Annotated in this window: 11 protein-coding genes and 5 tRNA genes; 2 read left to right on the top strand and 14 right to left on the bottom strand. The window is 37.8% G+C overall.

Features of this window, described 5'->3' with window-relative positions; all coding sequences use genetic code 11:
* Nucleotides 1-64 precede the first annotated feature (64 nt).
* The 6 genes from AC1DMU_RS26655 to AC1DMU_RS26630 form a co-directional block, all read right to left on the bottom strand.
* A tRNA-Met gene (locus AC1DMU_RS26655) sits at nt 65-141 on the bottom strand.
* Between the two features lie 24 nt (nt 142-165).
* Nucleotides 166-241: transfer RNA gene (locus AC1DMU_RS26650), tRNA-Val, on the bottom strand.
* Nucleotides 242-245: 4 nt separating this feature from the next.
* Nucleotides 246-320 (bottom strand) — tRNA-Glu (locus AC1DMU_RS26645).
* Between the two features lie 8 nt (nt 321-328).
* Nucleotides 329-419: transfer RNA gene (locus AC1DMU_RS26640), tRNA-Ser, on the bottom strand.
* Between the two features lie 3 nt (nt 420-422).
* Nucleotides 423-497: transfer RNA gene (locus tag AC1DMU_RS26635), tRNA-Asn, on the bottom strand.
* Between the two features lie 114 nt (nt 498-611).
* A complete protein-coding gene (locus tag AC1DMU_RS26630) occupies nt 612-1,070 on the bottom strand; it encodes a SprT family protein (RefSeq protein ID WP_000344252.1) in 459 nt (152 codons plus the stop codon).
* Between the two features lie 195 nt (nt 1,071-1,265).
* Between AC1DMU_RS26630 and cmpA the strand changes: the two genes are divergently transcribed.
* The gene (gene cmpA, locus AC1DMU_RS26625) at nt 1,266-1,382 is read left to right on the top strand and encodes a cortex morphogenetic protein CmpA (protein WP_001143642.1); all 117 of its coding nucleotides are present in this window, start codon (nt 1,266-1,268) and stop codon (nt 1,380-1,382) included.
* Between the two features lie 57 nt (nt 1,383-1,439).
* Here the strand turns inward: cmpA and AC1DMU_RS26620 are convergent, their stop codons facing one another.
* The 6 genes from AC1DMU_RS26620 to acpS all read right to left on the bottom strand — a co-directional run bounded on the left by AC1DMU_RS26620 (nt 1,440) and on the right by acpS (nt 7,383).
* Complete coding sequence (locus AC1DMU_RS26620; protein WP_141542686.1) at nt 1,440-3,608, bottom strand: Tex family protein; 2,169 nt, start codon at nt 3,606-3,608, stop codon at nt 1,440-1,442.
* A 68-nt stretch (nt 3,609-3,676) separates the two neighbouring features.
* Nucleotides 3,677-4,027: a type II toxin-antitoxin system endoribonuclease NdoA gene (gene ndoA, locus AC1DMU_RS26615; protein WP_000635963.1), complete on the bottom strand. Its 351-nt coding sequence runs from the start codon at nt 4,025-4,027 to the stop codon at nt 3,677-3,679.
* Nucleotides 4,028-4,031: 4 nt separating this feature from the next.
* The gene (locus tag AC1DMU_RS26610) at nt 4,032-4,319 is read right to left on the bottom strand and encodes an antitoxin EndoAI (RefSeq protein WP_000004570.1); all 288 of its coding nucleotides are present in this window, start codon (nt 4,317-4,319) and stop codon (nt 4,032-4,034) included.
* Nucleotides 4,320-4,628: 309 nt separating this feature from the next.
* On the bottom strand, nt 4,629-5,798 hold the full coding sequence (alr, locus tag AC1DMU_RS26605) for an alanine racemase (protein ID WP_088061745.1): 1,170 nt from the start codon (nt 5,796-5,798) through the stop codon (nt 4,629-4,631).
* Between the two features lie 118 nt (nt 5,799-5,916).
* A complete protein-coding gene (locus AC1DMU_RS26600; RefSeq protein ID WP_002096914.1) occupies nt 5,917-6,867 on the bottom strand; it encodes a LolA family protein in 951 nt (316 codons plus the stop codon).
* Nucleotides 6,868-7,023: 156 nt separating this feature from the next.
* Nucleotides 7,024-7,383 carry a holo-ACP synthase gene (acpS, locus tag AC1DMU_RS26595; RefSeq protein WP_000635044.1) on the bottom strand — a complete coding sequence of 120 codons (360 nt, stop codon included), beginning with the start codon at nt 7,381-7,383 and terminating at the stop codon, nt 7,024-7,026.
* Between the two features lie 92 nt (nt 7,384-7,475).
* Between acpS and AC1DMU_RS26590 the strand changes: the two genes are divergently transcribed.
* Nucleotides 7,476-8,048 (top strand): rhomboid family intramembrane serine protease, encoded by a 573-nt coding sequence (locus tag AC1DMU_RS26590; RefSeq protein WP_088061743.1) that lies wholly within the window; start codon nt 7,476-7,478, stop codon nt 8,046-8,048.
* Here AC1DMU_RS26590 and uvsE read toward each other — a convergent pair.
* Both uvsE and cshA read right to left on the bottom strand, forming a co-directional pair.
* On the bottom strand, nt 8,041-9,003 hold the full coding sequence (uvsE, locus tag AC1DMU_RS26585) for a UV DNA damage repair endonuclease UvsE (protein WP_088061741.1): 963 nt from the start codon (nt 9,001-9,003) through the stop codon (nt 8,041-8,043). The genes AC1DMU_RS26590 and uvsE overlap by 8 nt on opposite strands.
* A gap of 92 nt (nt 9,004-9,095) precedes the next feature.
* Nucleotides 9,096-10,682: a degradosome RNA helicase CshA gene (cshA, locus tag AC1DMU_RS26580; RefSeq protein ID WP_000206596.1), complete on the bottom strand. Its 1,587-nt coding sequence runs from the start codon at nt 10,680-10,682 to the stop codon at nt 9,096-9,098.
* Between the last annotated feature and the right edge of the window lie 264 nt (nt 10,683-10,946).

Raw genomic sequence — 10,946 nt, 5'->3', positions numbered from 1 at the left:
GGGTCGAACCGGCGATCTCCTGCGTGACAGGCAGGCATGTTAACCACTACACCACGGGACCATTTGGTTGCGGGGACAGGATTTGAACCTGCGACCTTCGGGTTATGAGCCCGACGAGCTACCGTGCTGCTCCACCCCGCGATRATACTATTYATATAATTTATATGGTGGAGGATGACGGGATCGAACCGCCGACCCCCTGCTTGTAAGGCAGGTGCTCTCCCAGCTGAGCTAATCCTCCGAAGTGGTGACCCGTACGGGATTCGAACCCGTGTTACCGCCGTGAAAGGGCGGTGTCTTAACCACTTGACCAACGGGCCAGTATGTATGGCAGAGAAGAAGGGATTCGAACCCTCGCACCGCGTTAGCGATCTACTCCCTTAGCAGGGGAGCCCCTTGAGCCACTTGGGTACTTCTCTGTATGGCTCCGCAGGTAGGACTCGAACCTACGACCGATCGGTTAACAGCCGATAGCTCTACCACTGAGCTACTGCGGAATAATAAAGACAATTTGTATCTTATAAAATTTCTTATCGTAAGTCAAGATGTTTTTTCTCAACATCTTGTACAAACGTGACATGTTTATAATATACTGGATTGCGTTTTCACTGTCAAGATGTTTTCTTTATCAGGTTCAGTTTCCCTTTACACTTTCCGCAGACATATCTTTTTGTATTTATTTGACGTCTTCTTACATATTGAAGCAAACAACCCATACATTCATACGTATAAACCTTTTTTTCCTTCTCTTCATTAATTATTCGTTTACAGAAGCGTGGCGCATCAACTTCTTTTAACAATTCACGAAAATCTCTATCCCGGTGCTTATAGCCCCTTCCTGTAATATGTAAGTGATAATGACAAAGCTCATGTTTAATGATTCCGACTAACTCTTCTTTCCCATACATTTCGTAATATCGATAATTCAGTTCAATATTGTGTGTATTCAATAGATAACGTCCACCAGTTGTACGCAACCTACTATTGAACATAGCTCTATGTAAAAATGGCATTCCGAAGTATTGTAGTGATACTTCTTCCACCAGACGCTGTATTTCTTGCTCATCCACTCTCATTCCTCCTAAACTAAAAAATATTTTTACACTTTTCTCCTCCCTTATACATATATTAAATAGTACATATACCCATCCTCATTCAAGAAGCGTGGTTTCTAAAAATATAGCATGAATAGAAATCCACTCACCAACCTCTCATCAATAGTACCTTACATTTTTGAGAGTAGGATTAAACAAGGAGGGATTCCTATGCCTACGTGGCTAAAAAAACAAATGCAACGCGCATATTTTGAAAAAAACCGGTATCAAATTAAATTACTAAATGAATGCTGGTTTTATTATAGCAAAATACATCAAAGCTCATAATCCATTACACGTTTTATCCCATAAAAAAAGAGCAGTTTCATCTGCTCTCTTCTCTTACTATTCAATCGGCAACATGGATAGTGCAACGCGACCTTTTTTCGTATCAATATCATCTACCCATACCTTGACGATTTGTCCGACAGATACAATATCTAACGGATGCTTCACATACTGTTTGCTTAGTTTAGAAATATGTACTAAACCATCTTGTTTTACACCTACATCAACAAAAGCACCAAAATCAACAACGTTACGAACTGTTCCTTCCAGTTCCATACCACGTTTTAAATCTTCTAATTTCAAAATCCCTTTTTTCAGAAGCGGTTTAGGCAACTCATCCCTCATGTCTCGCTCTGGACTAATGAGCGCATCTATAATATCAACTAATGTTGGCTCCCCAACTCCCGTTTCTTGCGATAACTTAGAAATCTCCACTTCTTCTAAGCTCTTTTGTAATTGCAATTGCCCTACGTCATCTTTTGATAACCCTAGACTCTTCAATAACAATTCAACATTTTTATATTGTTCTGGATGAATACCCGTTCGATCTAACGGATTTGCCCCTTCTAATATACGTAAGAAACCTATGCATTGTTCATATGTCTTCGCACCTAGACGCGGTATTTTCTTTAAGTCTGTTCGTTTTGTAAATTTCCCTTCTTCTTCACGCTTTGCCACAATATTTTTCGCAACAGTTTTCGATAAACCCGAAACATATTGCAATAACGCAACTGAAGCTGTATTTACATTCACACCGACTTGGTTAACTGCCGTCTCTACTACAAATGTTAATGATTCATTCAACCTCTTTTGAGATACATCATGTTGGTATTGTCCAACCCCAACTGATTTAGGATCAATCTTCACAAGTTCAGCAAGTGGATCTTGCAGACGTCTCCCAATAGAAACAGCACTTCTTTCTTCAACCTGTAAATTCGGAAATTCCTCACGAGCTAAATCGGAGGCCGAATACACACTCGCACCAGCTTCGTTCACAATAATATAGAAGACTTCTTGTTTCACATTTTGTAATACATCAACTATAAATTCTTCCGATTCTCTAGAAGCTGTACCATTCCCAATCGCAATCATTTCAACTTGATATTTATCTATAATAGAAAGAACTTTCATTTTTGCATCTTCATATTTACGAACAGGTGGATGCGGATAAATAACATCAATATATAGAACCTTCCCAGTATCATCTACAACAGCTAATTTACAACCCGTTCTATATGCAGGATCTAAAGCTAACACAACCTTTCCTTTCATTGGAGGTTGTAATAACAAATTACGTAAGTTCTCAGAAAAAATATGTATCGCTTGTTCCTCAGCTGTTTCTGTTAATTCTTTTCGAATCTCTCTTTCAATGGAGGATTGAATTAATCGTTTATAACCATCCTCAATTGCTAACTTTACATAATGCGCACTTTTAGAATCGTTATCACGAATTACTCTCTTATATAAGAAAGTTACTATCTCATCTACTGGTGGAACAACAGAAACTCTCAATATATCTTCTTTCTCACCGCGATTCATCGCTAATACACGATGCGGTACTACTTTCTGCAACGGTTCTTCATAACTGTAATACATTTCATATATATTCTTTTCATCTTTCTCTTCATCTTTTACGGACGAAGACATAACACCTTTTCTAAAAGTAACATTCCGAATCCAACTACGATAAGCTGCTTCATCTGAAACGATTTCTGCAATAATGTCTTGGGCACCTTGTAATGCTTCTTCTGCAGATTGCACTTCTTTCTCTGCGTTAATAAACTCCACTGCCTTCTGATTTGGATCTTCTTTCTTATATAACAATAACCATTCAGCTAACGGCTCTAGTCCTTTTTCTTTTGCAATCGTTGCTTTCGTTCTTCTTTTCTCTTTATATGGACGATATAAATCTTCTACTTCTTGCAACTTTACAGCTTTAACAATTTGCTGACGTAACTCTCCTGTCAGTTTCCCCTTCTCATCAATAAGACGAAGAACCTCTTCTTTCCTATCTTCAAGCTGCATCATATATTGCCATCTCTCTAAAATTGTACGAATTTGCACTTCATCTAAAGAGCCTGTCCATTCTTTTCGGTAACGAGCAATAAATGGAACTGTGTTACCTTCTTCTGTTAATTGAATAACATGACGAACTTGCTTTTCGGTAAAGCCTAATTCCTTCACTAACATTTTCATTAACGCTTGTCGATTATCTACCATTTCCATATACAACCGTAACCTCCTCTATAATAAAAAAAAGTTGCCCTGTAAAGAGAGCAACTTAAACTGCCGATTTAAAAATCTATTAGTCCTAAACTAATTTGTAGCGCTTCATCTACACGAATCATCATCACTTCATCTAAGTGAGTGATTTTGTCCGTTAAGCGCTGCTTATCGATTGTTCGAATCTGCTCAAGTAAAATAACAGAATCTCTCTCAAAACCGTACTTTTTCGCATCAATTTCCACATGAGTGGGTAATTTAGCTTTTTGAATCTGTGCAGTAATAGCCGCTACAATCACCGTTGGACTAAAACGATTTCCGATGTCATTTTGAATGACAAGAACCGGACGAACGCCTCCTTGCTCAGAACCAACAACTGGGGAAAGGTCTGCAAAATACACGTCGCCGCGTTTTACAATCAAAATATTACCCCCCGCTAACTAAGCGTTCTACTGTATGAGCTGCTTCATACTCTGCTAAGAAAGCTTCCGATGCAATACCAAGATTAATTTTTCCCATTTCAATGTACCCACGTCGCATTGATTCATGTTGGTAGCGTTTCTTCGTCTTATGTTGACGCAATAACAGTTGTGTTGCCTGGCAAATTAGTTCATGGCGATTCTTATTCTCTTGTTTTCCAATTCCGTCCAATTCCGTTACCATTTGCTTTGGCAACCGAACCACGATTTCAGTAGTTACACTTGATTCGGACACAAAAATACACCTCCACCGTCAACTACACACCCAAATATATATATGACACCTATTGTAATAATACCATTGTATGGAGCCTGTTGCAAAGACTTCCTTATTCCTTGCTTATGTTTTCCAATTCACAAACAAAAAATTCATATTCTTTTATTTTTATCTTATTACAAACAAGAAACGAAAGAGTTTCCCAGCAAAATTTACGTTAAATTATGTTAAAAGTAATGATAAGTAAAAAGCTTCTCATCAAAAATGAGCTTATTCTTAACCAATGAACAGTCCTCTCAAATGACAAGAAGCAAACCATACTACCTTCTATATATTGTTCAAATAATTGATTACTTCTACAACCTTGCCGTGCCGTATGAATATTCTCGGCACTCGGAAGCTTATCGTTGCAATAATTTCATAATTAATAGTCCCAGAATATTCAGCAACCTCAGTAGCACTAATATACTCATCACCTTGTTTTCCAATGAGTGTAACTTTCGTACCAAGCGGCACTTCACAAGGAAGGTGTATCATGAATTGATCCATTGTTACTCGACCTACAATCGGTACCCTTTTACCATTTATAAGCACTTCGAACCCTTGTAATCTTCTAAGCCATCCATCTGCATATCCAATCGCAACAGTTGCAATCCATTCTTCCGTTTTCGTTCGGTAAGTGACGTTATAACTAATCCCATCCCCTTTAATCACCTGTTTAATATGAGCAACTTTCGTATGCAGTGATAGCGCTGGTTCTAATTTAAACGGTAAAAAAGGGCGTATTTCTACAGACGGAGATAACCCATACATCGCAATGCCAATTCGTACTGCATTAAATGTAATCCCTTGAAAACGTAGCGTTGCAGCACTATTAGCTGTATGGACAAACTTAGGATCCACTCCGAACTCTTTCAACCAACTTAACTGCTGCAAAAATGTGTTATATTGCTTATCAAAGTAAGAAGTCTCCACCTCATCCGCTGTTGCAAAATGTGTATAAACTCCTTCTAATTCTAAAAATGGCGCACCTTCTAAACTCTTTAAAAATGCTTTTAATTCTTTTCGTTCGCGTATTCCAATTCTCCCCATACCACTATCGAAATTAATATGGTATTTCATTGTAGATGAACCATCCCAAAGTTTGATCGCTTCATCCACCCATTCTTTTTGAAAAACAGTTAACGCTACATCATTTTCAGCAGCTACATTGACATCACGAGGCGGGGAAGGACCTAACACTAAAATCGGCACAGTAATACCAGCCCTTCGAAGCACTAGAGCTTCATCTAAAAAGGCAACCGCTAACCTTGTCGCCCCTGCTTCTAATGCCGTTTTAGCTACCGGTACATAATCGTGTCCATATGCATTCGCCTTGACTACAGCAAAAATCTCTACATCACTTGGAATGAAATCTTTAATGTGTGTAATATTGTTATAGATCGCATCTAAATCCACTTCCACCCAAGTGTCACGGTAAAATGGTGCTTCTTCCATAAATACACTTCCTTATACACGATATGCGAAGCTTATTCTTTTATATGCTTCTTTTATGAAATCCACCCTTCAAACTAAGAAAAGACGTGGTGCACATATATCACCACGTCTAAGAAGTTTACTTCACTTGCTTCTCTGTAACTGAACGAGCAACCATTAATAGCTCCTTCGGCTCTAAACCTTTAGACACGAGCATATATTCTACTCCGTTATGCGACCACGTTAAAGAATCTTTCGTCAATGCCCCAATTGTAAAGCCAAGATCAACCAATTCTCCGCTCACACTTATCGCTGACGAAGCCTCTGCAACTTTTGCCTTTTCTTGTATCAAAGTAAAGGATTTCTTACTTCCAGTGTATGTGAGTATCGCACGCTTGCCACTGTCTGTCTTTAACTCTTTTTCATCTTTCAAAACCATACCTTGCGGCGTATCACGCGGATACAAAATAGCAAATGGTTTGTCTTCTTTCGCTGTTGTTTGAACATCTACTTGCGCTCTAGACATATTTTGTTTCGTATCAAATGCACCTTTATCAAATTTCGCATCAAATTTCACTTTTGAGAAATCTACTTTCACAAGAACATTTTGATCATTATCCATTAACTTCACCGAAACTGGTGTTAAATCACTTTTCTTCAATGTAATCTCTTGTTTCGGCAACATGTTTTGATGTTGATAGTTTGTTTTTGTTTTAAAAATATAATACTTATCTGTTTTTTCAAAAGTAAGGTTTTTCTTATCCTGCAAAATATCTCTCACAAGGGATTCATATAAATAAGCCTGGCTACTATTTTGCGGCCAATCACTTTGGAAACGGAAACTCTTATTAAGTGCTGGCGTTAATACAAATACCCCTTCTTCATTTCTTAAAATAATTTGGCTTTGATCTTTTTTCGCATTCTGCAAATTCACACGATAAAAAGAAGGTTCCTTATGCCATATTTCTACCTTGTACTCCTGAGGCTCATTCCCTGTTTTAATAGATAATTTTGCTTCAGCTTGATAACTTTTCATCCCTTTTACTTTCGCCTCTAAATCTCTCACAACATCATCTTGTTTCTTTTCCATACAACCCGCCAACACAAAAACGGTTAATAAACCGACAAGAACTAAAAACAGACGCCTTTTCATCACTTCAGCCCCTTTGCCCCTATAAATGAATGGAAGATGTACCTTCCTTATCGCTACATCAAATATATGAGACAAAGATATAAAATATGCAGACTAGCGTGACGAGCTTTCTAAAACAACTTGAGCAACAGCAAATTCCTTACTATGACTAATTGATAAATGAACAATATGCTCTGTACTTGTAACGAGAATCGGCTTACCTCTATCATCATTCCTTACTTCAATATCTAAAAAACTCACTTCTTTTCCAATACCAGTCCCTACCGCTTTTGAATACGCCTCTTTCGCTGCAAATCTTCCAGCTACAAACTCTGTAAGGCGACTTCCCTTCAGCTCCTTAGCAACATTACGTTCACTTTCAGTTAAAATACGCTCCATAAATTTAAGTTTTCCATCTAGCATTTTTTCAATTCGATTCAATTCAATAATATCGATTCCAATCCCTACAATCATTTCAAAATCCCCTTCTTCTATTTAGCTTTCTTTTTTCATATTGTAAGAATAACAGAGAATCTTTCTGATGCAAAAGGAGTGATACTCACAACATGCTAATACCTTCTGCCCGCATTTCCTTACAACCAATCGTCATCGCTTTACTTCTCATACAATTAGTCATGATTATGTTAGGCGACTTTCTTCTCTTTCCCATGGCATCCTACAATGAATATATCGCTAAAGGAGAATGGTGGCGTCTCATAACTTCCTTACTTGTACATGTAGACTTACAACATTTCCTTTCTAATAGTATTTGTTTATTTGTGCTTGGCTCTTCTATTGAAAAACAACTAGGGCACTTTTCTTTCATCATTATTTTTTTCCTTTCTGGAACTCTTGGAAATATTTCTTCTTATCTCATTATGCCTCTTGAATATATTCATGCCGGGGCATCCGGTGGTATTTTCGGATTGCTAGGTGCACAATTATTTCTATTGTATAGTCGATATCGTTCTTCCAATCCAAGAGACATTGCTATTTTTTCAATCATGATATGTATATTACTACTATTCACTTTCTTCAATCCCTCCGCTAACCCTATAAGCCATTTAACAGGATTGATTATTGGTGGTATTTGCACTCCTTTATTAACAAAAAAATTCGATGGTGCAGAGCTTATTTAATATAAAAGCTCGCACCATCGACAATTTCTACATCTGTTTGTTTACTTAAATCTCTCATTAGTTGAAATAAAGACTCATCCTTCTTCTTCGCTTCAATCATACAATCAATTTGCGGAACACTTCCCTTTATCTTTTTTAAAAAAGATAAAAAAGTATCTACATCAATAAAGTCCGCATGCGCTCTCGGGTCTTTTCCCTCTCTAGGACTAGAAATGTGCATTTTCACTGGTAACAAAGACGATTCCCACGTATGTACAACACGCGCCCAATCTTCATGCCAATCTTCTCGATCATTATTCATCATATGGTGATGCAAATCAAACACGACTGGAATATCTAATTTTTCACCTAAATACAATGTTTCTTCTAAAGAAAAGGTCGTATCATCATTTTCTAATATGACCATCTCTTGGATACTTCTTGGAACACTTGACCAATTTTCTATAAAGCGTTCTAATGCGAGTTCCTTATCTTTATAACCTCCACCCACATGTAATACGCATCGTTGCTTATGTTCAATCCCCATAGCTTTTAATAATTTTTTATGCATCTGCAATGTCTTTACAGATTGTTTAAAAATATTCTCTTCAGGTGAATTCAGTACAACGAAATGATCTGGATGAAAATCAATACGCATATTCATTCGAATAGCGTAATCACCTAGTACTTTTAAATTTTCTTTTAAGGGGCGAATATAGTTCCACTCTAACAACTCCTCATGATTCGCTAAAGGAACAAGCTTGGAACTAAGCCGAAAGAAAGATATGTCATGCCCTTTATTATGCTTTAATAACCGTAAACAATTTTCTAAATTCGAATTAGCAATTCTTTCGAGTTTACGAATTGCAGCCTCTCGATCACCAATTCGTTGAAACTGCGCATATGTCATCGTTTGAGATGGAGATGCATTCTTTAAATGTACACTCATCGCAACATATCCAAGTCTTACAAGCATGTAGCACCTCTTTTCTACACAAGTTATTATGTAGTATGTACAATTACAGAAATAAAAAAAGAGAATGCCAGCAAAGGGCATTCTCTTTTTTATTAAGCTTGTGGACGGCTATGATGTTTTCTTTCGCCACGTCCATTTGAAGATCCAGGGCGACCTTGACCTTCACCTTTACGACCACGGCTACCACCATCACGATTGCGATCACGGTTACGGCCATCGCCACCACGGCTACCACCATCACGATTGCGATCGCGGTTACGACCATCGCCACCGCCGCGTCCGTCACGACTACGATTACGGTTACCATCACGGTATCCGCCTCCGTTACCGCCGCGTTTTTTAGAACCGCCACCTCTTGAAACAACTGGTGGTTCTGACGTTAAAGCGATTGGAGTTGTATCTGGCTCTTTTGTCATCATTTTTAAAGCAGCAGCTACTACTGTTACAGAATCATTCTCTTCTAACATTTCTTCTGCAATACGCTTGTAGTATGATAAATTATCATTTTCAATTGTGCTTTGAAGTTTTTCAGCGATTAAACGTTGTTGACCTTCTAATGCCTCGTCAAGTGTCGGTGCTTCCATACGATCAACTTTACGTTTTGTAGTGCGCTCGATATTTTTTAATTGTCCTGATTCACGTGGTGTTACAAATAACATTGCAATACCTTTTTTACCTGCACGGCCAGTACGACCGATACGGTGAACGTATGATTCTGGATCTTGTGGGATATCGAAGTTATATACATGTGTTACGCCTGAAATATCAAGACCACGTGCAGCAACGTCTGTTGCAACAAGAACTTCAATAGCACCTTCTTTAAATTTACGTAATACAGACATACGCTTCGCTTGTGTTAAGTCACCGTGAATACCTTCTGCTGCATAACCACGTAAGTTTAATGCTTCTGATAATTCATCAACACGACGCTTTGTACGACCGAATACGATTGCAAGCTCTGGAGATTGAATATCTAATAAGCGTGTTAACACGTCAAACTTTTTCTTTTCTTGCACTTCTAAATAGAACTGCTGAATGTTTGGCATTGTTACTTCTTTTGCTTTTACTTTAATGTGTTGAGGCTCAGTCATGAAACGCTCAGCAATACGACGGATTGGATCTGGCATTGTCGCTGAGAATAATAATGTTTGATGTGTATCTGGCACATCTGTTAAAATCGCTTCAATATCTTCAATGAAGCCCATGTTTAACATTTCATCCGCTTCGTCAAGAACAACTGTCTCTACGTTTTGTAAGCGAAGTGTTTTACGGTTAATATGATCTAAAATACGACCCGGCGTACCAACAATAATGTGTGGGTGTTTTTTTAGAGCACGAATTTGGCGGTTAATATCTTGACCACCATAGATTGGTAAAATACGAACGCGTTTATGTTTACCAATTTTGTACAGCTCTTCTCCAACTTGAATTGCTAATTCACGCGTTGGCGCGATAACAATACCTTGAACTGCTTCTTTATTTGTATCCACTTTATCTAATAGTGGTAATCCGAATGCTGCTGTTTTCCCTGTACCTGTTTGCGCTTGCCCAATAATATCCTTACCTTGCAATGCATGTGGAATTGTTTCAGCTTGAATCGGCGTAGCCTCTTCAAAGCCCATACTTTCAACAGATTGTAGTAAAGACTCACTTAATCCTAATTCTCGAAATGTTGTCAATGTTACTTCTCCTTTTCTATCCTATACTTATCATTTAAAAAAAGGCGTTTTCCGAATTTGCGGAAAAGCCCTTTTCCTGAATGCTCACGTATATAAACGGGCGTATATTCTTCGCGAAAATACTTCTAAACGTTATTACACTTTATCAATTATAAGTTTTGTATGTGCAAAAAGCAAACCCAACTGTTACCTTATTTTCATATTCAGAGTTTTTTTCTTCACTTTTATTTTTTTATATTTACTGTAAGCGCTTATTATAAGTTT

The organism is Bacillus sp. 01N45 (genome assembly GCF_056399205.1).
Note: the sequence above shows the minus strand (reverse complement) of the source record. Positions and strands in the feature narration are given on the sequence as shown.

Excerpts from the sequence above, each read along its gene's own strand:
- AC1DMU_RS26590 (WP_088061743.1), top strand. The coding sequence starts at position 7,476 with ATGCTAATACCTTCTGCCCGCATTTCCTTACAACCAATCGTCATCGCT.
- uvsE (WP_088061741.1), bottom strand. The coding sequence starts at position 9,003 with ATGCTTGTAAGACTTGGATATGTTGCGATGAGTGTACATTTAAAGAAT.
- alr (WP_088061745.1), bottom strand. The coding sequence starts at position 5,798 with ATGGAAGAAGCACCATTTTACCGTGACACTTGGGTGGAAGTGGATTTA.
- cmpA (WP_001143642.1), top strand. The coding sequence starts at position 1,266 with ATGCCTACGTGGCTAAAAAAACAAATGCAACGCGCATATTTTGAAAAA.
- acpS (WP_000635044.1), bottom strand. The coding sequence starts at position 7,383 with ATGATTGTAGGGATTGGAATCGATATTATTGAATTGAATCGAATTGAA.
- AC1DMU_RS26620 (WP_141542686.1), bottom strand. The coding sequence starts at position 3,608 with ATGGAAATGGTAGATAATCGACAAGCGTTAATGAAAATGTTAGTGAAG.
- AC1DMU_RS26600 (WP_002096914.1), bottom strand. The coding sequence starts at position 6,867 with ATGGAAAAGAAACAAGATGATGTTGTGAGAGATTTAGAGGCGAAAGTA.